22 protein-coding genes are annotated in these 25,743 nt (G+C 59.9%); 13 read left to right on the plus strand and 9 right to left on the minus strand.

All coding sequences use genetic code 11. The features are described 5' to 3' along the window. On the plus strand, positions 1 to 569 hold a 569-nt coding region (locus AC1Q6I_RS18400; RefSeq protein ID WP_492618402.1), incomplete at its 5' end, for a hypothetical protein. Here the strand turns inward: AC1Q6I_RS18400 and AC1Q6I_RS18405 are convergent. Next, positions 566 to 1,033, minus strand: a complete 468-nt coding sequence (locus AC1Q6I_RS18405) for a TIGR02444 family protein (protein WP_102624926.1) — start codon at positions 1,031 to 1,033, stop codon at positions 566 to 568. The two genes, AC1Q6I_RS18400 and AC1Q6I_RS18405, sit on opposite strands and share 4 nt — an antisense overlap. A gap of 50 nt (positions 1,034 to 1,083) precedes the next feature. Between AC1Q6I_RS18405 and AC1Q6I_RS18410 the strand changes: the two genes are divergently transcribed. From AC1Q6I_RS18410 to AC1Q6I_RS18420, 3 genes are all read left to right on the plus strand, one after another. Then, the gene (locus AC1Q6I_RS18410) at positions 1,084 to 2,994 is read left to right on the plus strand and encodes an ATP-binding cassette domain-containing protein (protein WP_024078045.1); all 1,911 of its coding nucleotides are present in this window, start codon (positions 1,084 to 1,086) and stop codon (positions 2,992 to 2,994) included. Next, entirely contained in the window at positions 2,994 to 3,560 is a 567-nt protein-coding gene (locus AC1Q6I_RS18415; protein ID WP_024078044.1) for a mechanosensitive ion channel family protein, read from the plus strand. The genes AC1Q6I_RS18410 and AC1Q6I_RS18415 overlap by 1 nt, the downstream gene beginning before the upstream one ends. Before the next feature lie 172 nt (positions 3,561 to 3,732). Beyond that, on the plus strand, positions 3,733 to 4,365 hold the full coding sequence (locus AC1Q6I_RS18420; RefSeq protein WP_024078043.1) for a LysE family transporter: 633 nt from the start codon (positions 3,733 to 3,735) through the stop codon (positions 4,363 to 4,365). 93 nt (positions 4,366 to 4,458) lie between these two features. Here the strand turns inward: AC1Q6I_RS18420 and AC1Q6I_RS18425 are convergent, their stop codons facing one another. From AC1Q6I_RS18425 to AC1Q6I_RS18440, 4 genes are read right to left on the minus strand one after another with little or no spacing between them, the layout of a single operon-like run. Further along, positions 4,459 to 5,199 (minus strand): penicillin-binding protein activator LpoB, encoded by a 741-nt coding sequence (locus tag AC1Q6I_RS18425; protein ID WP_102624927.1) that lies wholly within the window; start codon positions 5,197 to 5,199, stop codon positions 4,459 to 4,461. A 3-nt stretch (positions 5,200 to 5,202) separates the two neighbouring features. Beyond that, positions 5,203 to 5,790 (minus strand): penicillin-binding protein activator LpoB, encoded by a 588-nt coding sequence (gene lpoB / locus AC1Q6I_RS18430; protein ID WP_024078041.1) that lies wholly within the window; start codon positions 5,788 to 5,790, stop codon positions 5,203 to 5,205. A gap of 35 nt (positions 5,791 to 5,825) precedes the next feature. Then, on the minus strand, positions 5,826 to 6,197 hold the full coding sequence (locus tag AC1Q6I_RS18435; RefSeq protein ID WP_024078040.1) for a YcfL family putative periplasmic lipoprotein: 372 nt from the start codon (positions 6,195 to 6,197) through the stop codon (positions 5,826 to 5,828). A gap of 10 nt (positions 6,198 to 6,207) precedes the next feature. Continuing rightward, positions 6,208 to 7,605, minus strand: a complete 1,398-nt coding sequence (locus tag AC1Q6I_RS18440) for a COG3014 family protein (RefSeq protein ID WP_069077257.1) — start codon at positions 7,603 to 7,605, stop codon at positions 6,208 to 6,210. 316 nt (positions 7,606 to 7,921) lie between these two features. Here AC1Q6I_RS18440 and AC1Q6I_RS18445 point away from each other — a divergent pair, with 316 nt between their 5' ends. After that, complete coding sequence (locus AC1Q6I_RS18445) at positions 7,922 to 9,817, plus strand: FTR1 family protein (RefSeq protein WP_102624928.1); 1,896 nt, start codon at positions 7,922 to 7,924, stop codon at positions 9,815 to 9,817. Positions 9,818 to 9,819: 2 nt separating this feature from the next. Next, positions 9,820 to 10,275 carry a YaiI/YqxD family protein gene (locus tag AC1Q6I_RS18450; RefSeq protein ID WP_024078037.1) on the plus strand — a complete coding sequence of 152 codons (456 nt, stop codon included), beginning with the start codon at positions 9,820 to 9,822 and terminating at the stop codon, positions 10,273 to 10,275. Positions 10,276 to 10,386: 111 nt separating this feature from the next. On the opposite strand, the gene elbB is transcribed toward AC1Q6I_RS18450, so the two are convergent. Next, positions 10,387 to 11,052 carry an isoprenoid biosynthesis glyoxalase ElbB gene (gene elbB, locus AC1Q6I_RS18455; protein WP_041161052.1) on the minus strand — a complete coding sequence of 222 codons (666 nt, stop codon included), beginning with the start codon at positions 11,050 to 11,052 and terminating at the stop codon, positions 10,387 to 10,389. Between the two features lie 116 nt (positions 11,053 to 11,168). On the opposite strand from elbB, the gene AC1Q6I_RS18460 reads away from it, so the two are divergent. After that, entirely contained in the window at positions 11,169 to 12,404 is a 1,236-nt protein-coding gene (locus tag AC1Q6I_RS18460; RefSeq protein ID WP_069077255.1) for a sterol desaturase family protein, read from the plus strand. Here the strand turns inward: AC1Q6I_RS18460 and AC1Q6I_RS18465 are convergent. After that, positions 12,385 to 13,032: a DedA family protein gene (locus AC1Q6I_RS18465; RefSeq protein WP_024078034.1), complete on the minus strand. Its 648-nt coding sequence runs from the start codon at positions 13,030 to 13,032 to the stop codon at positions 12,385 to 12,387. The genes AC1Q6I_RS18460 and AC1Q6I_RS18465 overlap by 20 nt on opposite strands. Positions 13,033 to 13,239: 207 nt before the next feature. Here AC1Q6I_RS18465 and hemB point away from each other — a divergent pair, with 207 nt between their 5' ends. Further along, positions 13,240 to 14,253 carry a porphobilinogen synthase gene (gene hemB, locus AC1Q6I_RS18470; RefSeq protein WP_069077254.1) on the plus strand — a complete coding sequence of 338 codons (1,014 nt, stop codon included), beginning with the start codon at positions 13,240 to 13,242 and terminating at the stop codon, positions 14,251 to 14,253. An 18-nt stretch (positions 14,254 to 14,271) separates the two neighbouring features. Next, a complete protein-coding gene (gene ppk1 / locus AC1Q6I_RS18475; protein WP_024078032.1) occupies positions 14,272 to 16,500 on the plus strand; it encodes a polyphosphate kinase 1 in 2,229 nt (742 codons plus the stop codon). A gap of 997 nt (positions 16,501 to 17,497) precedes the next feature. Here the strand turns inward: ppk1 and AC1Q6I_RS18480 are convergent. Both AC1Q6I_RS18480 and ppx read right to left on the minus strand, forming a co-directional pair. Then, entirely contained in the window at positions 17,498 to 18,739 is a 1,242-nt protein-coding gene (locus AC1Q6I_RS18480; protein ID WP_024078031.1) for a hypothetical protein, read from the minus strand. A 228-nt stretch (positions 18,740 to 18,967) separates the two neighbouring features. Then, positions 18,968 to 20,470: an exopolyphosphatase gene (ppx, locus tag AC1Q6I_RS18485; protein WP_069077252.1), complete on the minus strand. Its 1,503-nt coding sequence runs from the start codon at positions 20,468 to 20,470 to the stop codon at positions 18,968 to 18,970. Between the two features lie 499 nt (positions 20,471 to 20,969). Between ppx and AC1Q6I_RS18490 the strand changes: the two genes are divergently transcribed. The 4 genes from AC1Q6I_RS18490 to AC1Q6I_RS18505 all read left to right on the plus strand — a co-directional run bounded on the left by AC1Q6I_RS18490 (position 20,970) and on the right by AC1Q6I_RS18505 (position 25,736). Continuing rightward, a complete protein-coding gene (locus tag AC1Q6I_RS18490) occupies positions 20,970 to 21,623 on the plus strand; it encodes a DUF1120 domain-containing protein (RefSeq protein ID WP_024078029.1) in 654 nt (217 codons plus the stop codon). Positions 21,624 to 21,762: 139 nt separating this feature from the next. After that, positions 21,763 to 22,407 (plus strand): DUF1120 domain-containing protein, encoded by a 645-nt coding sequence (locus AC1Q6I_RS18495; RefSeq protein WP_102668432.1) that lies wholly within the window; start codon positions 21,763 to 21,765, stop codon positions 22,405 to 22,407. A 98-nt stretch (positions 22,408 to 22,505) separates the two neighbouring features. Next, on the plus strand, positions 22,506 to 23,222 hold the full coding sequence (locus AC1Q6I_RS18500) for a fimbria/pilus chaperone family protein (protein WP_024078027.1): 717 nt from the start codon (positions 22,506 to 22,508) through the stop codon (positions 23,220 to 23,222). Between the two features lie 6 nt (positions 23,223 to 23,228). After that, entirely contained in the window at positions 23,229 to 25,736 is a 2,508-nt protein-coding gene (locus tag AC1Q6I_RS18505) for a fimbria/pilus outer membrane usher protein (RefSeq protein WP_256581275.1), read from the plus strand. Positions 25,737 to 25,743 lie beyond the last annotated feature (7 nt).

Below are 25,743 nucleotides of genomic sequence, written 5' to 3' on the forward strand. Positions count from 1 at the left end.
CCAAGCCAGCTGCCAAAACCGTTGCTGCAAAACCAGCCGCCAAGCCAGCTGCTAAAACTGCTGCTGCAAAACCAGCCGCCAAGCCAGCTGCTAAAACCGCTGCTGCAAAACCAGCCGCTAAGCCAGCTGTTAAAGCCACTGCTGCAAAACCAGCCGCCAAGCCAGCTGCCAAAACCGTTGCTGCAAAACCAGCCGCCAAGCCAGCTGCTAAAACTGCTGCTGCAAAACCAGCCGCTAAGCCAGCTGCTAAAGCCACTGCTGCAAAACCAGCCGCCAAGCCAGTCGCTAAAGCCGCTGCGGCAAAACCAGCTGCCAAGCCAGTCGCTAAAGCCGCTGCTGCGAAACCAGCCGCCAAGCCGGCCGTTAAAGCCGCTGCCGCGAAACCAGCCGCCAAGCCAGTGGTTAAAGCCGCTGCTGCGAAACCCGCTGCTGCCAAGCCTGCACCGGCCAAGCCAACGGCTCCAGCAGCGCCTGCTGCTAGCCCGGCAGCGACCACCGCTCCAACCGCATCGGCCAGCAGCACCCCTGCACCGGTAGCGCCAAGCACCACCCCAACCAGCGCTTCCTAAGTGCCGGTGACTTCGACGCGCAGCTGCTGCAGCGCGTCGGGGTCAAGGTTGGCGGCATCCTCAGTCGCCAGTCTTTCCAACCAATGCGGTTGACCCACGCCATCACCCGCCTGCCATCCCAGAACCAACGCCTCCAGGCGTGCCAGCAACTGTCGCTCGGCATCCAGCTCCAGGGCCTTGACCCGTTCCCGCAATGCCGCCAATGATTCATCCTGCTGTGCCAACTCTCGCCATTGCACCCGCACCCGACGCAAGGGTTCGATGACCTGCATCTGCCAAGGCCGGGCAATTTGTTGCAGTGCCTGCACGCGCTCGGGTACACACCCTACACCTCGTTGTTCCAGCCAGGCCCCGCAGAGCAACAGGCACACATCCGCTCCTTGTTCCTGGAGGCGCAGGCACGCGGCCTCCACGCCCGGGCGGGTGTAAGTCGAGAGGGCAAAGCTCCACAGGTCAGCACACATATTCACACCCAAGCCAGCGGCCTGCGAAGCTGGTAGACTCCGCCGCCATTATGATCCGACTTCAAAGCCTAACATTACAGCGTGGCCCGCAACGTCTTCTCGAAGACGCCGAGCTGACCCTGCACGCCGGTCACAAAGCCGGCCTGATCGGTGCCAACGGCGCCGGCAAATCCACGTTGTTCGCCCTGTTGCTGGGTGAGCTGACCCCGGATTCCGGGGACTGCCTGCTGCCGGCCGACTGGCGCATCGCCCATATGCGCCAGGAGATCGACACCCTGGACCGCATTGCGATCGACTACGTGCTCGATGGCGACCTGCGCCTGCGCCAGGTTCAGCACGACCTGGCCGAGGCCGAGAAAGCCCAGGACGGTGCCGCCCAGGCGCGCCTGCACTCGGAACTCGACAGCGCCGACGGTTACACCGCCGACGCCCGCGCGCGCAAGATGCTGGCCGGCCTTGGCTTTACCAACGAGCAGATGGACCGCCCGGTCGCTGACTTTTCCGGCGGCTGGCGCATGCGCCTGAACCTGGCCCAGGCGCTGATGTGCCCCTCGGACCTGTTGCTGCTCGATGAGCCGACCAACCACTTGGACCTCGATGCAATCCTGTGGCTGGAGGACTTCCTCAAGAACTACCAAGGCACCTTGCTGCTGATTTCCCACGACCGGGATTTCCTCGACGCCGTGGTCGACAACATCGCCCACGTCGAACAGAAGAAAATCACCCTTTACCGGGGTGGCTACACCGCGTTCGAACGCGCCCGTGCCGAGCGCTTGGCCCAGCAGCAACAAGCCTACGAGAAGCAGCAGGCGCAGCGTGCGCACATGGAAAGCTACATCGCCCGGTTCAAGGCCCAGGCCACCAAGGCCCGCCAGGCCCAGAGCCGGATCAAGGCACTGGAGCGCATGGAAGAGCTGTCGGCGGCCCACGTCGATTCGCCCTTTGATTTTGTGTTCCGCGAATCGGTGAAAATCTCCAGCCCACTGCTCGACCTCTCGGATGCGCGCCTGGGCTATGGCGACAAAACCATCCTCGAGAAGGTCAAGCTGCAGCTCACGCCGGGCGCACGCATCGGTTTGCTCGGGCCTAACGGCGCGGGCAAGTCGACGCTGATCAAGAACCTCTCGGGTGAGCTGCAGCCCCTGGCCGGCCGCCTGACCCGTGGCGAGAACCTGGTAGTGGGCTACTTCGCCCAGCATCAGTTGGACTCCCTCGATGCCAAGGCCAGCCCGTTGCTGCACCTGCAGCGCCTGGCACCGACCGAGCGCGAGCAGACCTTGCGCGATTTCCTCGGCGGGTTCGACTTCCGTGGCGCACGGATCGATGAGCCCGTGTTGAACTTCTCCGGTGGCGAAAAGGCTCGCCTGGCCCTGGCGTTGATCGCTTGGGACCGACCGAACCTGTTGTTGCTCGACGAACCCACCAACCACCTGGATCTGGAGATGCGCCTGGCGTTGACCATGGCCCTGCAGGAATTCAGCGGTGCGGTACTGGTGGTGTCTCACGATCGCCACTTGCTCAAGAGCACCACGGACAACTTCCTGCTGGTGGCCGATGGCAAAGTCGAAGAGTTCGATGGCGACCTGGACGACTATGCGCGCTGGCTGACGGATTACCGCCTGCGCAACGCACCGGTCAGCAACACCCCGGTCAACCCGGACAAGACCGACAAGAAAGCCCAGCGCCAGGCCGCTGCCGCGCTGCGCCAGCAGTTGGCGCCGCACAAACGCGAGGCCGACAAGCTGGAAGCCGAGCTGGGCAAGGTCCATGAACGCCTGGCCAAAATCGAAGCCAGCCTGGGCGACAGTGCCGTGTATGAAGCGGCCCGCAAGGACGAACTGCGCGACCTGCTGGCCGAGCAGGCCAAGCTCAAGGTCCGTGAAGGGCAACTGGAGGAAAGCTGGATGGAAGCCCTCGAACTGCTCGAAAGCCTGCAAGCGGAGCTGGAGGCGCTGTCCTGATGGATGCGTTGCAGCTGCCGTTCCCGGCGCAATGGGTCGAGCCGGTGTGGATCGGTGTGCAAATCCTGCTGATCCTGCTGGCCGGCTACCTTGCCCAGCGCTTTGTCGCAAAAGGCCTGACCCGCCTGGGTGAGCGTTACCCGTTCCCGCCACAATTGCTGATGCCGCTGCGCGGCGGCTTGCGCTGGCTGATCATGGGCAGCGCGCTGATCTTTGTGTTGGAGCGCCTGGGCGTTTCCGCCACGGTGTTGTGGACGGCACTGTCGGGGTTTGTGGCGGTGGCGGCGGTGGCGTTCTTTGCCATGTGGTCGGTGTTGTCCAACCTGCTGTGCGCGATCCTGATTTTCACGGTCGGGCCGTTTCGTCTCGGTGATATCGTCGAGCTGGTAGACACCGTCGACAAGCCCGGCGTGAAAGGCCGGGTGGTGGCGATCAACCTGCTCTACACCACGCTGATCGAGGTCGAGGAAGCAGGGACCGGCAGCGCAGTGGTGCAGGTGCCCAACAGCTTGTTCTTCCAGCGTTCGGTACGACGTTGGCGCGATACAAGCGTCTCACCTCTGTAGGAGCGAGCTTGCTCGCGAAGAACGTGAACGATACCGCGGGGAGCCTGACGCCCAGCGGCGCCTCTTGGCTTTTCGCGAGCAAGCTCGCTCCTGCAAGAAATCTATAGCCATTCCTTGGTCGTCGGAGTTAGCTTAAGGCACAACAATCGCTGACTCTTTCCTGAGGTGTGTAATGGCACTCGACACATGGCTGGCCTTTTTCCTGGCCAGTTGGATCATCTCCCTTTCCCCTGGCGCTGGCGCCATCGCCTCAATGTCCAGCGGCCTGCAATACGGTTTCCTGCGCGGTTACTGGAATGCCATTGGCCTGCAACTGGGCCTGGCGATGCAGATTGCGGTCGTTGCTTGCGGCCTGGGTGCCATTCTGGCGACATCTTCCACCGCCTTCTATGCGATCAAATGGTTTGGCGTGGCGTACCTGGTGTACCTGGCCGTCAAGCAATGGCGTGCGCTGCCCATGGACATGACCGATGACGCGGCGGTGCGCCCGATCGGCAAGCCGATGGCGATGATGTTCCGGGGTTTTCTGGTTAACGCCAGCAACCCCAAGGCGCTGGTGTTCATGCTCGCGGTGCTGCCGCAATTCGTGAACCCGCAGGCGCCGCTGTTGATCCAGTACCTGATCCTGGGTGCGACGATGATCAGCGTCGATATGATCGTGATGGCGGGGTATACGGGGTTGGCGTCGAAGGTGTTGCGGTTGTTGCGCACGCCTAAGCAGCAGAAGCGTATGAACCGCACGTTTGCCGGGTTGTTCGTAGGGGCTGCCGGCTTCCTCGCCAGCCTTCACCGCGCCACGGCATAACTGACGAAACCGAATCAAAACTGTGGGAGGGGGCAAGTCGAATCGTCGCACCGCCCCTCCCACATTAGTTTTGCGGTGTGTGTGAATAGGGCGTCAGCGCAGGATCTTCGGCGCTTCATCCCTTGGCAGGTTGTTGCGCAACACCGGCTGACCGGGGTCTTGATACCCTCCGCCCAGTTGCTCCGCCAACTGTCGCGCCACATCTTCACCCAGCGCTTTCGACACCTCCTTCACCACACGCGGCCGGTTCAGGCTTACGCGCACATCACGGCTGTTCACCAGCTTGGTGTCCTGGCCCTCACCCATGGCGGTGAACGCCGAGGTGATTTCGAAAGTGCGGGTGTTGATCAGGCTGAAATCCGCCACCAGTGTCAGCCCCAGCACCGCCGAGTAACTGTTGGTGTGGTCCAGGGCGTTGATGTCCTGGGTGAAGTCGATGTCTGACAGCGTGCCGAACAGCACGTAGTCCGCACCCTTGAAGTTGCCGGCCTTGATGCGTTTGATCACATCGTAGACGTCACCCTTGGCGTCGGCCGTGTAAGGCGTGCCCTGCACCAGCTGGAACTGGCGCGACTTGAGGATCTCGCCCTTGATGTCACCGCTGAATTTACGCAGCTCGGTCTGTTCGATGTAGCGGGTGCGGCTTTCGTACTCGCTGTAGTTCGACGCGCCACTGGCGTGGTAAGCGCCGGCCTGGAAGTTGTTGCTGGCCGAGACCTGGTGAATGTACTCCTCGACCTGCGCCTCATAGGCCAGGTCGGTCACCGCGATCTTCGGCGCGGCCGAGGCGCCAAAGGCGCACAGCAGGCCGATCATGCCGATCCATGCACGCATTGCTTAGCGCTCCGTGGTCTTGCGGATTTCTTTTTCGTCCATCCATTCGGCCAGGCCGCTCTCGACGTCGATCAGTTGCAGGCTGAACTTGTAGAACACGTCCTTGTAGTCCGAGCTGCGCTTGACGATGGAGCTGATCGAGCCTTCCAGGCGGTACTTGGCGGCGACCATATTGCCGGTCTTGCTCACGGTGGATTTCTTGTACAGGCCGCTCTGGTTCTGCAGCTTGAGTTGGTCGACCTGGCTTTGCATATCGGTGTTGTCGCTGGCGAACCGCGCGGTGCCGGTCTTCATCAGCTGGGTCTTGATCGACGTAGTGATCTCGCGGGTATCGATGTACTCGCTGGTCTTGTTCTTCACGTCATACACCTGCACTACCGGGCGCCCCTGGAGGATGCCGGACTGGGCCAGGGAGCGGGTCATGCTCTCGGCGATCATCTGCAGGTCGGTGGAACCGAATTCGTTGGTCACCAGTTCCACAGCCTTGGTATCGCCGTAGCTGATATTTTTGCCGCCCAATACCGGTGAAGTATTGGCGCAGCCGCTGGCCAGGACGGCGACCACGGCGAGCATCGAGAAGCGTGCAAACATGGGGATATCTCTCTGTAAGCGGAGGGAGGAGGGCTTCAAGGCGTCTTCACTTCAAGACGGAAGTCCGCCGCCTGGGGCAAATTGGCGATGGCCGGCAGGAACGTGGCCTGGTTGGCGTACAGATTCAGCACCTTCCAGGTCTCTTCATCGCCTACCGGGAAACCGTCGGCGCCCAGCCAGGCGAAGCGGTAATACATCATCTGGTTGCTGCTGGTGATGTTGCTCAACTGCACCTTGGCCGTTAGAAAACCGTTCTCGCGGGCGACGCGGATGGCACCGACGGCGATGCCCTTGAACTTGCCCATCACCACGATCTTGCTGGCGGCACTGCCGGGTGCCGGGGGCGGCGGGGTCGCGCAGCCGGCGAGCAGGACCAGCGCCAAGGCGCCGAGGATGAAATGACGCATAGCGCGCTCCTTAGGGTTGTTTGAGGGTGGCGATAGCCTGGGGTTGAGTGCTCGGGACCACATGGGCCGCGAGGCCGCCGGCGAACACCTGGTTGCCGACTACGCGCAGGGTGATCACCTGGTAGCGCTGATCGGCCTTGATCGTCACCAGCGTGCCGCCCAGGGCGTTGGGCAGGCTGACCTGGTGCTCGCCATGCTTGAGGCGCAGGCGCGTGACTTGGGTCATATCCGGCAAGGTGCGCCAGGTCCGGGTGTCGGCGCCTTCGGCCACGGCCGAAGCAATACCCAGCACCAGGCCCGCCATGGGGTTGGTCTTGTTCAGGTTGTTTTGCGCCACGCCACGGCTGATCGCGCGCACGGTGGTGCGCAGGATGATCCCCGGCATGTCGTCACGCAGTGCGCGACGGGACATCGCGGTGGTGCTGTTGAGCGCGGTGAGGTTCTGCTGCCGCCCGTCGACACCGATTTGGGCGAAGGCCGGAGTGGAGGTGTCTGCCTTGATCACCGGGAACGACAGTGGGGTGATCACCAGGTTGCCGTTGATCGGTATCGGCAAGGGCAGGCGGATCGAATCGCGGGCCGGTGCCAGGCCGCTTTGGACCACGATCAGCACGTCGGTTTCATCGGCGCCGACCTTGGATTTATCCAGGTCCAGCAAGGCCTGTTCCAGCAGCGGGGTATTGGGGCGCAACTCGGCCGCCTTGCGATAACCCGGTGCGGCCAGGTCTTTTTCACCCAGGGCTTCGTAGACGAACCCGGCGAGGTAATGGCTGAACGCACTCTGGTAGCTGTTCTTCAGGCCGACCACTTCGGGAGCGTCCAGGGCTTGCACCGGATAGCCGCGCAGGTCCTTGATCTGGGTGGTCACGCCCTGGCGCTCGGCTTCGTCTTCGCGCTTGAGGTACTCCTTGTCGCGCAGGTCGGCGATCACGGCTTCGCGTTCGTGGGTCTTCTTGATCTCGGTGCGCGCGCCGTCGAAGTCATTCAGGGCCAGCAGGTTCAGGGCCATCTGGGTGGTCAGCATGACTTTTTCGTAGTCATAGCCTTCATAGCGACGCACTTTGTCGTTGACCAGGAAACTGCCGAATTGGGAAAGGTACTTTTCGCTGTCGAACTTGACCGACTCTTCCCATTTGTAGACTTGCAGGTCGGCGCTGCGCCAGGCGGTCTGGCTGCCAGTCAGGTCGCCCCTGGCCCGCAGCAATTCCCCTTTTTCAAAGAAATAGAGCAGGTCCTTGTCTTCGCCGGTGTTGTTCTTTTCCAGCAGGGTCAGGGCGGCGTCGACATTGCCCGTGGCCAACTGCTGATTGGTGGCTTGCAGCTCGGAATCGTAGCTACGAAACATCGAGCAACCGGACAACACGGTGACCGCCGCGAGCGCTAGCGGGGTTAAGGCGCGAAATGCCATGACAAGCTTCTTCCCTGAACGTAATCAGCCGAGGTGCTGGTCGGCTCGAATCACCAATCGCAGGATGCACGGCGCGTCCTACTAATTCCTCATAAAAACGAGGAGCAAAATTCCCTTTCGCGATAACAGGGCGCGGCATTATAGGCGTCATTAATGGCAAAACAATGGCTTTTTGCTGTGATCTAATCGACAAAAAGCCATCATGGCTTTTCAAAAGGCTCGGTTCTTCTTCTGCTCTGCGAATCACATACGCCTTGAGTCAAAGCGCATAAACCTCAACAATGTGTTACTTCGTATTTCCCCTTGAGATTCATTCATGACTGCCCCCTTCCGTGTTCTCGCCTGGCTGGTGTTGCCGGCGTTGATGTCGTGCAGCTTCAACCTGTTGGCCGCGAGTCCTGAAGGCGCGCAAAAAGCCCTGCATTTGCTGGATTACATTGGCGCGGACTACCCCCCGACAGTGGCGGCGGGCAAAGTCGTTGATGAGTCGGAATACCGTGAGCAGGTGGAGTTTCTTGGGGTTTTGCAGGGCCTGGTCGCGGACTTGCCGTCGAAACCCGAGCACGCCGAGCTGGTAAAGGGTGTGGATGAATTACAGGCGGCCGTGACGGCTCGTCAGGATGGCGCGACCGTGGCCCGCCAGGCCCGTCAGTTGGGCGCCAAGCTCGCGGTGGCGTATGAAGTCAGCCAGGCCCCGGCAATCACCCCTGACCCAACGCGAGGTGCACCGCTCTATGCACAGCATTGTTCGGTCTGCCACGGCACGGCGGGTACCGGTGATGGCCCGGCGAGTGTGGGCATGACGCCACCTCCGGCGAACCTGCGAAATGCTGTACGCCTGGACCGCCTGAGCCTGTATGCGATCTACAACACCCTTGGCCTGGGCGTCGAAGGCACGGACATGCCGTCCTTCGCCGACCAACTGGACGATCGCCAGCGTTGGGACCTGGCCACTTACATCGCAGGCTTTACAGCCGATCCGGCCGCAGCCAAAAGCGAACACCCCTTCAACCTTGCCGACCTCGCCCGTCAGACACCCAATGAAGTGCTGGCCAGTGCCGGTCCGGCCGCTGCCGCGACGTTCCGGGCCCAGCGCGCGCAACCGCCGCAGGTCAAGCGTGGCCCGGCGCAGTTGCTCGACTACACCGCCGCGACCTTGGACAAGAGCCTTGCCGCGTTCCGCAACGGTGATCGTGAACAGGCCTACGACTTGTCGGTCGCGGCGTACCTGGAAGGCTTCGAGCTGGTGGAAAGCTCCCTGGATAACGTCAACGCCACTGTACGCAAGGACACCGAAAAAGCCCTGATGGCCTATCGGCAGTCGTTGCAGGATGGCTTGCCGATCGAACAGGTGCAGCAGCGTCTGGACATGGCCAAGGGCAAGCTCACCGAGTCTGCCGGTTTACTGGGCGGCGACGGTTTGAGTTGGTCGCTGAGCTTTATTTCCGGGCTGTTGATCCTGTTGCGCGAAGGGTTGGAAGCGATTCTGGTGCTGGCGGCGATCCTCGCCTTCCTGCGCAATACCGGCCAGCAATCGGCGGTGCGCAGCGTCAATATTGGCTGGGGCCTGGCGTTGTTGGCCGGCCTCGCGACCTGGGCGTTGGCGGCGTATGTGATTGACGTCAGCGGCGCACAGCGCGAATTGCTCGAAGGCTGCACGGCGCTGTTCGCCAGCGTCATGGTGCTGTGGCTTGGCGTGTGGATGCACGACCGGCGCCACGCGGCAGCCTGGCAGGACTACATCAAGAGCAGCCTGGTGGGCGGCGGTGGGCGGTTTGGCTTTGCGGTGCTGGCGTTCTTCTCGGTGTACCGCGAACTGTTCGAGGTGATCCTGTTCTACGAAACCCTGTGGCTGCAAGCCGGCCCGGCCGGGCACAACGCTGTGCTGGCGGGTGGTGCCACGGCGCTGGTGCTGCTGGTGGGCCTGGCGTGGGTGATCCTGCGCGGTTCGGCGAAGCTGCCATTGGCGCTGTTCTTCGGTATCAATGCCGCCTTGTTGTGCGCGCTGTCGGTGGTGTTTGCCGGGCATGGCGTGAAGGCGTTGCAGGAAGCGGGCATTTTCGGCACGCGGCCAGTGGCGTTCTTTGACTTCGATTGGCTGGGTATCCACGCCGATGCCTACTCGCTGAGTGCACAGGTGGTGGCGATCCTGGCAATTGTGGTGCTGTACAGCCGCAGCCGTGTGGCTGACAAGCGCCGATTGGCGGCCTGACCATGCGCGTGTGGATCGATGCCGATGCCTGCCCTCGGGCCGCCAAGGATCAGGTGGTGAAATTTGCCCTCAAGCGTCAGTTCGAGGTGGTGCTGGTGGCGGGGCAGAGCCAGATCAAGCCGAGCTTTGCCTGCGTGAAGCTGATCGTGGTACCCAGCGGCCCGGACGCGGCGGATGATTACCTGGTGGAGCACGCAGTGCCCGGCGAATTGGTGATCTGTAGCGATGTCCCCCTGGCTGATCGCCTGGTGAAGAAGGGGGTTACAGCCCTTGATCCACGGGGCAAGGAATTCAGCCCGCAAAACATGAGTGAACGGTTGGCGGTACGCAACCTGTTCACCGATCTGCGCGAGCAGGGCCAGATGGGCGGCGGCCCGCCGCCCCATGGGGAAAAGGACAAGCAGGCGTTTGCCAACGCACTCGACAGGATACTGACGCGGTTGATGCGCCAGACCTGATCCTGTGGAGATTGAGCGTTGTGGAGAAGGCGCTTGCTGGGGAGAGAGCTTGCTGTCGAGAGTGAGCTTGTTGTGGCAAGGGGGCTTGCCACAGAAGCCTATTCATCGCGACTAATCGTTTTCGTGCGTCAGCTCCAGCACTCGGTCCACCAGCTTGTTGATGCCTGACGCGACCTCGCTGATGTTCTTGCCGAGCATGTAGGCCGGGGTGCTCACCAGCTTGCGCGCCTTGTCCTCGACAATGTCTTCAACCCCGCATTCCTGGTGGGTGGCGCCCATCTTGTCCATGGCGGCCGCGGTGTCGGCATCGTTGCCGATGGTGCAGGTGACGCCCGGGCCATAGATCTTCGCCGCCAGGGCCGGCGAGATGCAGATCAAACCTATCGGCTTGCCCGCTTCGGCAAAGGCTTCGGCGAGTGCCAATACCTGCGGGTTGATACTGCAACCGGCACCTTCGACGGCGAAGTTCGACAGGTTTTTCGCCGCGCCAAACCCGCCAGGCACGATCAACGCGTCGAAGTCTTCGGCGTTGGCGTCACGGATGTCCTTCACGTTGCCCCGGGCAATGCGTGCCGACTCCACCAGCACATTGCGCGATTCAGGCATCTCTTCGCCCGTCAGGTGATTGATCACATGCAGTTGCGCAATATCCGGGGCAAAACATTGGACCTGAGCACCGCGCTGGTCCAGGCGCAGCAAGGTGATCACGCTTTCGTGAATCTCTGCGCCGTCATACACGCCGCAGCCGGAAAGGATCACTGCAATCTTTTTGCTCATGGGCATTTCTCCTGGGGTCTTGGCGTTAAATGTCTACTAATTTGTCATCTGTTGCCAATGGGAACTCTCGCCGCAGCACCTAATCTTGATGTAACAAAAATAGACCGGACTAGCCCATGGACTTCGTGCCTTACGCGGTACCGTTTTTCATCGCCTTGATCGTGGTTGAGTTGCTGGCCGATCGTTGGCGCAGCCAGCGTAACTACCGGGTGGCGGATGCCATCAACAGCCTCAGCACCGGCGTGCTGTCTACCACCACGGGCTTGTTGACCAAGGGCGTGGGGCTGCTGACCTATGCGTTCGCCCTCAAGCACCTGGCACTTATCGAGTTGCCTGCCCAGAGTGCCTGGACCTGGGTGTTCGCTTTTGTGTTCTACGACTTCTGCTACTACTGGCTGCACCGCATGGGGCATGAACGCAATATCCTGTGGGCCGCCCATTCGGTGCATCACCAGAGCGAGGACTACAACCTCAGCACCGCCCTGCGCCAGACCAGCACCGGCTTTCTGCTGAGCTGGATCTTCTACCTGCCCCTGGCCGTGCTTGGCGTGCCGCTGGTGGTGTTTATCAGCGTGGCTTCGCTCAACCTGTTGTACCAATTCTGGGTTCACACCCGCCATGTGCCCAAGCTTGGCTGGTTCGAGTGGTTCTTCGTCACGCCATCCAATCATCGGGCCCACCATGCACAGAACGCTCTCTACATGGATCGCAACTACGGCGGGGTGTTCATTATTTGGGACCGGCTGTTCGGCACCTTCCAGGAAGAAGACGACAACGAGCCGGTGATTTTCGGCGTGACCACGCCTTTGGCCAGTTGGAATCCGCTGTGGGCCAACCTGCAGTTCTATGCGCAGTTGTGGAGTGATGCGCGACGCACCGAACGCTGGTGGGACAAGCTGCGCATCTGGTTCATGCGTACCGGCTGGCGCCCGGCGGACGTGAAGGCCAAATACCCGTTGGCCAAGCCAGACCTGAGCCAGTTTCGTAAATTCGACGTGCCGCTGGACGCGCGCCAGCAGGTCTATATCGCCCTGCAATTTGCGGCGTATGTGGGGTTTGGCAGCTACTTGATGAATTTCGGCGAAGGTTTGCCCACGGCTGCGCTGATCCTGGGCTGGAGTGCAATGGCGCTGGGCCTGTTTACGTTGGGCGTGGCCCTGGAGAATCGCCCATGGGCGTTGAAGGCGGAGCTGGTGCGCCTGGCGCTGAACGTGCCCTTGGTGTGGCTGGCGCCGCTGCTGGGGCTATGGCCGGCCAGCTACCTGGGCTGGCTGGGGCTGCTCAGTTACAGCTTGCTCAGTGTGATCGGCCTCTACTGCTGCAGAGGCCGGCTTACTCGATTGGCGTCTTAGGCGCATCGACTTTAGCGGGCTCGGCCTGTTGCTGTTCGGCCAGTCGGGCCTTGGCGTCGGCGCACGCCTGGCGGGTGATGCGTGCGTTCTTGAAGCGGCGGCGCAGCCACAGGCCGAGGCCCAACAGCAATAATGCGCCCAGCACCCACAGCTCGTACTTCTTGACGCTACCCAGCATGCCTTCCAGCACCGCGCCGAAGTGATAGGCTGCGGCCCCGAGCGCGGCGGCCCAGACGGCTGCGCCTATCCCATTGAGGATCAGGTAGCGGGCCGGCGGGTAGCCTGACAAGCCAATCGCCACCGGCATCACCGTACGCAAGCCGTAGACGAACCGGAAGCTCAGCACCCAGATGTCCGGGTGCTTGCGGATATGTTCCAGGGCCTTGTCGCCCATCAATTGCCAGCGCGGCTTGCGCGCCAACAGTTTGCGGCCGTGCTTGCGCCCCAGGAAGTACCACAGCTGGTCGCCGGCGTAGCTGCCAAAAAAGGCAACGACGACCACCAGGTTGATATCCATGTATCCACGGAACGCCAGGAAGCCTGCGAGTACCAGGATGGTCTCACCTTCGAAGAACGTGCCTAGGAACAGGGCAAAGTAGCCGAAGTCATGCAGAAATTGTTGAAGCATGGTCTGGGTGCTGGCGAAATGAACGCGCAGCCTACGCCTTCGTGATCATTCATGAAAGTATCGAGATGTGTCACGAAGTGAACATTTCCTACAGAAACGACGAATGCGACTACAGGTCGCATCGATAAGCACAACTGTCATTCCTTCGTCATAATGGCCGCTTATAACTGCAACGCTCGCCCGTAAACACGGGCTCAGGAGTCTGTCGTGAGCTTTACCCCTGCCAATCGCCTGTTCCCTGCCACTCGTCTGCGTCGCAATCGCCGTGATGATTTCTCTCGCCGCCTGGTTCGTGAAAACGTGCTGACGACGAACGATCTGATCCTGCCGGTGTTCGTGCTCGACGGTGAGAATCGTCGGGAAGCGGTGGCATCGATGCCTGGGGTAGAGCGCTTGACCATTGATCTGCTGCTCGAAGAAGCCGCGAACTGGGTGGCGCTGGGTATTCCGGCGTTGGCGCTGTTCCCGGTGACCCCCTCTGAACTCAAGTCCCTCGACGCTGCCGAAGCCTGGAACCCGGACGGTATTGCCCAGCGCGCCACCCGCGCCTTGCGCAAACGGTTCCCGGAGCTGGGGGTGATCACCGACGTGGCCCTGGACCCGTTCACCACCCACGGGCAGGATGGCATCCTCGATGAAGACGGCTATGTTCAGAACGACATCACCGTTGACGCGCTGGTCAAGCAGGCCTTGTCCCACGCCGCCGCCGGTGCCCAGGTGGTCGCCCCGTCGGACATGATGGACGGTCGCATCCAGGCGATTCGCGAAGCCCTGGAACTGGCCGGCCACGTCAATGTACGGATCATGGCCTACTCGGCCAAATATGCCAGTGCCTACTATGGCCCGTTCCGCGATGCGGTGGGCTCGGCACTGAACCTGGGCAAGGCGAACAAAGCCTCGTACCAGATGGACCCGGCCAACAGCCATGAGGCCCTGCACGAAGTGGCGGCCGACCTGGCCGAAGGGGCCGACATGGTGATGGTCAAGCCCGGGATGCCCTACCTGGACATCCTTTACCGGGTCAAAGAGGAATTCAAGGTGCCGACCTTTGTCTATCAGGTCAGCGGTGAATACGCCATGCACATGGCCGCGATCCAGAATGGTTGGTTGAGCGAAGGGGTGATCCTCGAATCCCTGACTGCCTTTAAACGTGCGGGTGCTGATGGCATCCTGACCTACTTCGCTGCCCGCGCTGCCCAATTGCTTAGAGAGCAACAATAGCCCTCACAGGAACACTCGATGAATACCGAAGGACTCTCCGAAGTTGCCGTAAAAGACGCTCACCCGGTGGTTGAACAAATCGCCGAGACCCCGCCGGAGCTGGAGCCGGCCCCGCCCGTTGCGGTCGCCGAAGCGCCCGTGCCCGCGCCGGCACCGGTGGCGGTGGTGACCAACCTGGATGACAGCAGCCTGTACATCCACCGTGAGCTGTCACAACTGCAATTCAACATCCGCGTGCTGGAGCAGGCGCTGGATGAGTCCTACCCATTGTTGGAACGGCTGAAATTCCTGCTGATCTTCTCCAGCAACCTGGACGAGTTCTTCGAAATCCGCGTCGCCGGCCTCAAGAAGCAGATCACCTTCGCCCGTGAACAAGCCGGTGCCGACGGCCTGCAGCCACACCAGGCGCTGGCGCGCATCAGTGAGCTGGTGCACGGGCATGTCGATCGCCAGTACGCGATCCTCAACGACATCCTGCTGCCGGAACTGGAAAAACATCAGGTCCGCTTTATCCGTCGTCGTCACTGGACCACCAAGATCAAGACCTGGGTGCGCCGCTACTTCCGTGACGAAATCGCACCGATCATCACGCCCATCGGCCTCGACCCGACGCACCCGTTCCCGTTGCTGGTGAACAAGAGCCTGAACTTCATCGTTGAGCTTGAAGGTATCGACGCGTTCGGTCGCGATTCCGGCCTGGCGATCATCCCGGCACCGCGCCTGTTGCCACGGATCATCAAGGTACCGGAAGAGGTAGGGGGCGCTGGCGATAACTATGTGTTCCTGTCGTCGATGATCCACGCCCACGCCGATGACCTGTTCCAGGGCATGAAGGTCAAGGGCTGCTACCAGTTCCGCCTGACCCGCAACGCCGACCTGGCTCTGGATTCCGAAGACGTCGAAGACTTGGCCCGTGCCCTGCGCGGTGAGTTGTTCTCGCGGCGCTACGGCGATGCGGTGCGCCTGGAAGTGGCCGACACCTGTCCGAAGCACCTCTCGGACTACTTGCTCAAACAGTTCAACCTGGGCGAGAGCGAGCTGTACCAGGTCAACGGCCCGGTCAACCTGACGCGCCTGTTCAGCATCACTGGCCTGGACAGCCATCCAGAGCTGCAATACACGCCGTTCACGCCGCAGATCCCGAAACTGCTGCAAAACAGCGAGAACATCTTCAGCGTCGTGAGCAAGCAGGACATCCTGCTGCTGCACCCGTTCGAGTCCTTCACCCCGGTGGTCGACCTGCTGCGCCAGGCCGCCAAGGACCCGCATGTATTGGCCGTACGCCAGACCCTGTACCGCAGCGGCGCCAACTCGGAAATCGTCGATGCGCTGGTCGATGCGGCGCGTAACGGCAAGGAGGTCACGGCAGTGATCGAGCTGCGTGCGCGGTTCGACGAAGAGTCCAACCTGCAACTGGCCAGCCGCCTGCAAGCGGCCGGTGCGGTGGTGATCTACGGCGTGGTGGGCTTCAAGACCCACGCCAAGATGATGCTGATCCTGCGCCGCGAAGCCGGCGAGATCGTGCGTTACGCGCACCTGGGTACCGGTAACTACCATGCCGGCAACGCCAAACTCTACACCGACTACAGCTTGCTGACCTCCGATGACGCCCTGTGTGAGGACGTCGGCAAGTTGTTCAGCCAGTTGATCGGCATGGGCAAGACTTTGCGCATGAAGAAGCTGCTGCACGCGCCGTTCACCCTGAAGAAGGGCATGCTCGACATGATTGCCCGCGAGACCCAGTTCGCCCTCGAAGGCAAGCCGGCGCATATCATCGCCAAGTTCAACTCGCTGACCGATCCGAAGATCATCCGCGCGCTGTACAAGGCCAGCCAGTCCGGCGTGCGCATCGACCTGGTGGTGCGTGGCATGTGCTGCCTGCGCCCAGGCATTGCCGGCGTCTCGCACAATATCCATGTGCGCTCGATCATCGGCCGCTTCCTGGAGCACACGCGGGTGTTCTACTTCCTCAACGGCGGCGAAGAGCAGATGTTCCTCTCCAGCGCCGACTGGATGGAGCGCAACCTCGACAAGCGCGTGGAGACCTGCTTCCCGGTGGAAGGCAAGAAGTTGATTATGCGGGTCAAGAAAGAGTTGGAAAGCTATCTGACCGACAACACCCACAGCTGGAGCCTGCAGTCGGACGGGCGCTATGTGCGCAATACGCCAACCGGCAACCAGAACCCGCGCAGCGCGCAGGCGACATTGCTGGAGAGGTTGGGTAGCCCGATTCTGTCGGTGAACTGAGGCGGTATTCGGGCTTAGGGAATGCCCTCAAACAGTGAAGATAGAAGACGGGGGCGAAAGCCCCCGCTTTTTTTTCGATGTTGTTGGCGAGCTGTCAGTCGCCCGCCCTTACAGGCCGCAGGGTTATTTGCGTTGGGCTCAATGTCCAAAGGGGCACGCTCAGGTCGCTTCTCCAAACACTACCCCATTGACGGGAATTCAATTCTCCTCCCGTATTGAGTCCACCGCCGTGCCAACTCCCGGCTTCAGCAGATGGCGGCATTGTGATTTGACTGACGGCCCATAGACACAGGAGGCCGCTGACAACCATTCTGCATTTCATAAGTGCAACTCCTTCTTTCGGTGCATGCAGCGCCGCGATGGCTATTGATGTCCCGTAACTGCAGTCGGACGGGCGCTATGTGCGTAATACGCCAACTGGCAACCAGAACCCACGCAGCGCGCAGGCGACGTTGTTGGAGAGGTTGGGTAGCCCGATTCTGTCGGTGAACTGAGGCGGTACTCGGGCTTAGGGAATGCCCTCAAACAGCGAAGATGGAAGACGGGGGCGAAAGGCCCCGCGGTTTTTTCGATGTTGTTGGCTAGCTGTCAGTCGCCCTCGATGCTTTGGTTAAGGACTTAGCAATAGATTTTTGTGATGAAGTCGTCAGGGGTTACTCGCCCCCATCGGTATCCACCCTTACAGACGGCAGGGTTAGGTGCGGTGTGCTCAGTGACCGAAGTGCCAGGCCCTGGGTTCGAGTCTCCTGCTATGTTCGAGTCACTATTCCCTGGAGGGAATAGAGGGATATACCATCCTCCTCCTACATAGCCTCCTTTTGCATAGTATCTACCGAAGAACCAACGCCCGGCTTCAGCAGATGGCGGCATTGTGATTTGACTGACGGCCCATAGACACAGGAGGCCGCTGACAACCATTCTGCATTTCATAAGTGCAACTCCTTCTTTCAGTGCATGCAGCGCCGCGATGGCTATTGATGTCCCGCAAACCTGCTTTTCAGGGGAGCCGCGTCGTTACAGCAACAACGGTTTGTGTGCTGTCCATGACCACTCCGGCTATGTACGTTCCATTTTTGGAAATGACCGTCACCTGGTTGTTTTTGCCGCCGCCAATCGACGGCAGGCATACCGTTCCTGCCGTCGGTGTCCAGGTGCAACCCTGTGAGTATTGGTCGCTGGTAAGGATGTTCAACCCAACGACAGTACTGCTGGAAATCGCACCGGCTTCGCCCCATACGCTTCCACTCGGAAGAGGGATGATCGTGATGACCGGGATAGGGAGCACGGAGGGTACCCAGGTCATGTACTGGTATCGCCCATCTGCGGTGTTCTGGGACACCAGCACCAGGCCTTCCTCGTTGATATCGATGGCCATGTTTTTTGAGCCCGAGGACAAGTTCAGTACCAGGGGCATGGCATTCTTGCTGCTCCAGAAGGCACTTTTCGCCACGTTTACTGACGAGTTTGGATAAATGCATGTCCCCACAAACCTTGCAGTGTTAGTGGCGCTGCTGACCGTACAGTAACTAGCCCCAGTGGGCAGGGCCAAGTCAGTCAGGTTGTAGGATAGTCCGGTTTTTTCCGCGACTCGCGGGGTGGTATTACCTGCATTGTTCGGGCAATTGAGCGCGATTTGCGGGGTGCCGGTGGTGGGCCGGTTGATATCTGCGACGGTGCAATTGTCCCCCCAGCCGGACACGCGTTCAGGTGTCCCGCTGCCGGAGGCATAAAACACTACGGTTCCCCGGCTATCGGCATCGAAGCTTGAACCCGCCACGTCGCCTTGGTCATTGATCGCAACGCTTTCGGTAGCGACATCTTTGGGGCGTAGCAGGGGGATTAACAATGTAGCGGGTAGCGAATCCAGCTTGGTGGGCGCCGTTCCGGGAGACGCGGCGTCCCACACCACTGCAAAGTGGGAATTGCTGGCGTCCCTGCAATTGCCCGCCACTTTCCCATTGTTGGACACTACCCAAACGCTGCAGGGTTGCCCGCTCGCCAGAGGGGGCAGTGCCGTTTGGGGGCCGTGTGCGGAGCCGTCGGCCACCCATGGGATGTTGTTGGCGGTGGCGCTGGCCGGCTTGCAGTTGCCCACGGTCGTGCCACTATCGTTGATGTCGACCGGCGCGCATTGTGCACCTACGGTTGCGGAGAAAGGTGTCCATGTGGCTGCATGAGCAATGCTCAGGCCAGCAGTCCAGAGGCCTAGGCCTGTAAGCGTGATCGCTGATAATTTCATAGTGTGCCCTTCCCTGGAACGAGACGGTCTGTTGGCCCTTGGCGTTACTGCCTGTTACGCGAGGGGGTGAGCGTGAGTAAAAACTGATCGGCAGGCGTGCGCAACTGTCATATTTGACAGGTCTGTACGAGTGGTGACGGGGGGAAGAGCGAGGTGTCTTACGCGAGCCAATCTGGGAGGGGCGGTGTGCCCCTCCCAGATTTGGTTTGCGGTGTGTCTTGGATCGGCTCAGCGCAGGTTCAGGCTGAAACCCACCCGTGTCAGCCATTCCGCTTCCTGGGCGAAGTCCGCCTGGGTCAGCTGGTTTTCGTCCAGCCAGCCTTTCGGGAACACCACGTCCAGGCTGTCGCCGTTGGCGCGCAGGGTCACCTGGGGCATTTCCTGGGTGCCACGGATGTGGTGGAACAGGATTGCAAAACGCAGCAGCACACACAGGCGAATCAGCTTGATGCCTTCATCGCCGAACTCGGCGAATTTGTCCTTGGGGATATTGCGGCGATGGCCGCGCACCAGCAGCGCAAGCATCTGCTGGTCTTCCCGGGAGAAGCCGGCCAGGTCGGAGTGCTCGATCAAGTAGGCGCCGTGCTTATGGTAATGGTAGTGGGCAATGTCCAGGCCCACCTCATGCACCTTGGCCGCCCAGCCGAGCAGCTCGCGCCATACACCGTCTTCCAGATCCCAGTCCTCGGCCACCTGGTCGAAGGCATGCAGGGCCTTGCGCTCCACGCGTGCCGCTTGTTCAAGGTCGACGTGATAACGCTCCATCAACGAACTGAGGGTGCGCTCACGCACGTCCTCATGGTGATGACGGCCCAGCAGGTCGTACAGCACGCCTTCGCGCAGAGCGCCGTCACAGTGGTCCATGCGTTGCAGTTCGAGGGCGTCGAAGATCGCTTCGAGGATCGCCAGGCCGGCGGGGAAGATGGTGCGACGGTCCGGCTTGATGCCATCGAAGTCGATTTTCTCGGCATCCCCCAGCTTGAACAGCTTGCGCTTGAGCCAGGCCAGGCCCTCGGCATTGACCTCGCCGGTACCATGGCCACCGGCCTTCAAGGCCAGGCCGATGGCGCGAATGGTGCCTGAAGAGCCGATAGCCTCATCCCAGGTCAAGCGGTGCAGGGCGTGCTCGATGCTCATGATTTCCAGGCGTGCCGCCGTGTAGGCCTGGGCATAGCGCGCCGGGGTAATCTTGCCGTCCTTGAAATAACGCTGGGTATAACTGACGCAGCCCATCTGCAGGCTTTCGCGCAGCAACGGTTCGAAGCGCTGGCCGATGATGAATTCGGTACTGCCGCCGCCGATGTCGGCCACCAGGCGCTTGCCAGGGGTATCGGCCAGGGTGTGGGACACGCCGAGGTAGATCAGGCGGGCTTCCTCACGGCCGGAGATGACTTCTACAGGGTGCCCGAGGATCTCCTCGGCGCGGCGGATGAATTCGCCACGGTTGCGTGCTTCGCGCAAAGCGTTGGTGCCGACGATGCGCACGGCGCCCTGGGGCATGCCGTTGATCAGTTGGGCAAAACGCTTGAGGCAGTCGAGGCCGCGTTGCATGGATTCTTCATTGAGCTGGCGCTCATCGTCGATCCCGGCTGCCAGTTGTACTTTCTCGCCGAGCCGCTCAAGGATGCGGATCTCGCCGTTCTGGGCCTTGGCCACGACCATGTGAAAACTGTTGGAGCCCAGGTCGATGGCGGCGATCAGGGACAGATTCTTGGCTTGGGATTGCGGCATGGTTTGGGGGTCTCGGTCGATAACCTGACCATCGTGCCACGATCGACCGCTGGAGCCAACGCGTAGTGCCAGGGGATTTTTGCTGCGTGCTCGGTAGGGCAATTGAGTAAAGGATGTAAGAAATGTTCATAAATATTGTATTGCAAGGCGGATAGCCGCTGTAAGACATGTTCCGCTACCCGTGAATTTACTGATTTATTGGCTAAGTCCTACTTGATTTATCTTTGTACCTTATTGGTGGCGCTTTTATTCGTACGGCTCTGGTTGAAGGTTTCGCGTTACGCGGCTGATGGTTCTTACGGAAATTGATATTTTTTCCGGCTTTATCGCCGATGTGAAGCGTTGATACTTCCGACCGGCGATTGTGCCGTGGTGTTATTGATCTATCGGTCAGCGTTTCAGGAAGAAGATATTGGTAGGCGTCGTCGCCGGGCGCGCATGAGGAGCTTTTTGATCTTTATTGATACACCCTCTAATTCTTGATTAAGGTGCGCTTTAGATGAAGAAGAATATAGCAATATTCGCAGGTGTATTTTTGGCTGTTGCTGGCTTGACAGCTCAAGCGGCAGATCTACGCGTAAAAGGATCCATTGCTCCTCCCAGCTGCAGCTTTACTATTACTAACTCGGTTATTGATTATGGCAGTATTGATCCGAATACACTGAGTGCAACAAATTACACCAAGCTCGCAAAGAAAAGCACGCCGTATGCAATAAGGTGCGGATCTCACGCCAAGGCCAAAGTGGGCATCAAGGCAGTCGATAACCGTGCCAGTACCCGCATCCCTAACTTGATGGTGTCTCAGTTCGGTAGTAGCTACACGGATACTTACAACTACGGCCTGGGCGTTAATTCCAAAAATCAGAAGGTTGGCGGCTATGTTGTTCACCTGCGCAATTCGGTAGCGGATGGTAAAGCGGTCGGCGTTCTGACCTCCACCAATAATGGTGCAAGTTGGTCGGCGGGTGGCCAAGCCTTGGGGCTCGTTTCCAATGTTGCCTCGTGGTACTCGGGCACCGCTACCCCTATTCAACTCAATACCCTTTCCGGAAACCTGGAAGTCCAGGCCGTCATCAATAAAACGTCCGAGCTCGACTTGAGTAGCCGGGTAAGCCTGGATGGTCAGGCCACACTGGAGCTGCGCTACCTCTAAGACGTGTGCCCACCTGCTACAGGTTCCTGTCTCGTGAACGTTCCCTTTAACAGTATTGGATTTCATTACCTGTCAGAGAGGCGTGATTGGGGCAGGACTACAAAACCTGCAACAGACAGTCTTATGAGCGGTAAATTGTATGAAAAAAATAGTTGCAGTGATGACGGGCATATTTCTGGTTGTCGCAGGTTTTAATGCCCAGGCTATTGATGTGCGTGTAAAGGGCTTTATTGTGCCTGCAAGTTGCAGCTTCACATTGGTCAATGCGGTCATCGATTATGGCACCATTGACCCTCAACTATTAAGCGCTACAAACTACACCACGCTGGAAGCGAAAAGTACGCCTTATAACATTAAGTGCTCTTCTGGAACCCAGTTGGCTGTGACCGCTGTAGATAATCGCGCCGCCAGTAAAATTCCGGACATGATGAGACGTCAGTTCGATCATCCGGTTACTGATCGCTTCAATTTCGGGCTTGGGTTGACCGCGGCGAATCAAAAGATTGGTGGTTACATAATGCAATTGCTTAATTCCACCGCTGACGGAAGGCCTGTTTTGCCTCTTTATGGGGACGGTCAAGGACGCTGGGTGGGGGGTGAGGGTGCGCTGGGGCAGGGGGGACATTTAACCAGCTGGTATTCAGGAACAATGGCGCCTGTGCGGCTTACTGTTATTTCTGGATATCTACAGTTTCAAGCCGTCATCAATAAAACCTCCGAATTGAATTTTAAGGATGTGGCCAGGTTGGACGGTCTCGCGACTTTGGAGTTGCGCTATCTCTAAGGGGTAGTGGGTGTGGTCAGGGCAAATCAGTGCTCTTGCGTGGCGTGCTGGAAGTTGCACCAATCGTTTTGATGCTCGTTAAATGAAGGGAAGAACAAATGATAATAGTGTCAAAGGCAAAGGCTCTCCTTTCGTTGTTTGTATGCTTCAACTTTCTTTTATGCAGCGTGGCGGTGGGCGATGGCATGCAACCTGAAACCACTGTCGTCGTTTTGAATGAGGCCGATGGGGAGGCCAGCATCAATGTGACAAATACGGATGCCCGACCCGCGTTGCTGCATTCGACCATCGAGGATATTCCAGAAGATCTTGAGCCCCTGGTGGTGTTGACCCCGCCGGTTGCACGGGTCGATGGTGGTGAGCGGCAAATGGTGAGGTTCCTGATAACCGCCAAGGAACCGCTCAAGACCCAGCGGTTGAAGCGCGTTTCCTTCGAAGGCATTCCCCAGGCTCAACCCGGTTCGGGTGCAACCATCGGTATCAGCCTTCGACAGAATCTGCCGCTGATCCTGCATCCGAAGGGACTGCCGCGGCACGAGGCACCCTGGGAGTTGCTGGCATGGCAACTCCGGAACAAAACCTTGAGTGTGCGTAACGACAGCCCCTATGTGGTTCGTTTGGCGGCTGAAGTACGGCTCAATCCACAGAAAATCAGCACCAGCCTTCCCCGTACCTACATCCTGCCGGGCGAAGTATTGAGCGTGGAGTTGAAGACAGCGGCACCAGGGGCGACCTCCGTCACCCTCGAGCCTGCCACCGTGTATGGTTTTTCCGTCGATAGCTACGAAGCGTTGCTCGTAGCGAACGCACCGTAATCCGCCATGAGTGATATCAACGGAGTCACCGGCACGGTTCGTAGTCGTTCACGTGAAAAACAAACACCCCAGCCGCTGTTCAGCGTCAATGGCCTGAGCCTGTCGGTGTGTGTAGTGATGATGTCGGGGGTGGCGACGGGGTCTTATGCGGCACCGACATCGACCATCGCGGGTTTTGATCTGGCGACGTTGCAGGCGCGTGGCATCAGCCCTTCGGTTGCCCAGTATTTCCGTAGCGCCCCGCGTTTTAGCGAGGGCCTGAGGGTCGTAGACCTGACCGTGAATGGTGAACGTATTGGCTTGACGGATGCACGCTTCGATAGCGAGGGCGAATTGTGTTTTACCCGTGCCTTGCTGGAGCGCGCAGGCCTGCGTGTGCCTTCCTCGGTGATTGACAAGGGGGCCGACGCTGATCACGCCTGCCATGATTTTCGGGCCGAGTACCCCAAGACGGTCACGACCCTGCGTCCTGGAAGTGAAGAAGTGGCGTTAGTGGTGCCCACGGACGCGCTGCACGATGGTCAGCGAGGTTCCGGCAGCTACGCTCGGGGGGGCACCGCCGCACTGCTCAATTACGACATTCAGGCAGTCAATAGTCACTCGCGAGCAGACACCAACCGTTATATGTCCGCCTCCACCGAGGTGGGTTTCAACCTGGGCGACTGGATTGCCCGCAGTCGCCAGCTCTACATCGCCAACGACCGTAACACCACGTCCGAGCATCTGTACGCCTATGCACAGCGCGACTTTGCGCCGCTGGCTTCTACATTCCAAGTCGGACAGGTTTCTGGAACCAGTCCTGTGTTTGGTGGCGTGCAACTGATGGGGGCACAGCTGTTCCCTGACGGTATAGAAAACCGTGCGGCCAACGCAGGCGTCCTGGTGGAAGGGCAGGCTCTTAGCCAATCACGGGTCGAGGTGAGGCAGTCCGGTGCCCTGATCTACACAACAGTGGTGCCAGAGGGGCCTTTCGCCTTGAAGAACCTGCCCTTGCTCAATGGCACCAGCGATCTTAACGTCACCGTCATCGACACTCGCGGTGGCCAGCGCAGCTTTGTGGTACCCGCCGCCTCGTTTCGTGCGGCAGTGCCCGTCAAGTCGGGCTACGCCGCGTCGGTGGGCAAGATTCGCGATGTCGAGCGGCGAGGCGCCAGGGAGCCCTTGATGGCCATGGGGAGTGGCACTTGGGCGGTGGGCAGGAACAGCGCGCTCAGCGCAGGTGTGCAGGCCACTGAAGGCTATAACTCGTTGGGATGGGCGCTGGACAGTAATTTCTCCCAGCGCTTTTCCGTCGGGGTGCGTAATAACCTGTCTCGAGACCATTCGAAAAAAGTACAGGGCGCCCGAAGCAGTATTTCCGTAGGCGCTGCATTGCCCTGGGATGTGCAGATGGCGTTGAGCGCCACGACCCAGACGCAGGGTTACCGGGACGTACTCGATGCCGTATCCCGTGAAGGGCATGAAGGCTCGCGCTTCAAGAACCAGTACACCGCGGGTTTCAGCTGGGCGGACCCGCTATTCGGTGGCTTCTCTATCGGCTATACGCGTGGATCGCATTTCAACAGCCGCACTTCCGAGCACGTCTATGGCTCATGGAACAAGAACTTCTTGTACGCCAACGTGGGCGTGACGGTGGACTCGCAAGTAGGCCAATCCAGCCAGGCAAAGGACAAGGGCCGAAACGACGACGGCGTAGGTGTGCGCTTGCAGGTCAGCGTGCCCTTGGGTGGCGATCGTTCCCTGAGTACGTATGCCCGCCGCCAGGGCCTGCGATCCAGCATCGGTACCGCCTATGACGAGCGCGTCGATGAAACGCTGAACTACCAGGTCCGCAGTGATCATGAGCTGGGTGAGCCTGCTGGAAACACACTGGGCGCAACGCTCAATACGACATCCCGCTATGCCCAGGTGGGCCTGGGAATCAACCGCGATTCTTACAACACCAGCTACAGCGGACAGGTGCAAGGCGGTGTGGTTGCTCACTCGGAAGGCGTCACGCTATCGCCTTACCCTGTCGAGGACACGTTTGGCGTGGTCTCGGTCGGCGATATCCCTGGCGCACGGATTACCACGCCGCAAGGCCCCGTATGGACCGACCCATGGGGCAATGCGGTCATTGCCGCCTTGCCGGCCTATCAAACCAGCCAGTTGGAAGTCGAAGGCAAAAGCTTGCCGAAACAAGTGGATATCAAGAATGGCACCAGGACCCTGGAGGCAGGGCGAGGTTCGTTCAGTCAGGTCAACTTCGATGTGGTGAAGGTGCGACGAGTGCTGCTGCGTGCCACCGACTCGGGGGGTAACCCTTTGCCCCAGGGCGCTGCGGTCCTGGGAGCTGACAATACTTTCCTGACCACCGTAGTGGGTGACGGCATGATTTTCCTGAGTAATGCCGATGCGTTGAAAACCCTGAAAGTATCCTCGTCGAATGCGACTTCTTGCGTACTGAAACTCGACCTCGCGGAGCAAACGAATGATGGCCAATTTTATGAAGCCGCTTCGGCGACCTGCCGCTAGGGCTGGC

This window comes from Pseudomonas sp. MPR-R2A5 (genome assembly GCF_058793055.1).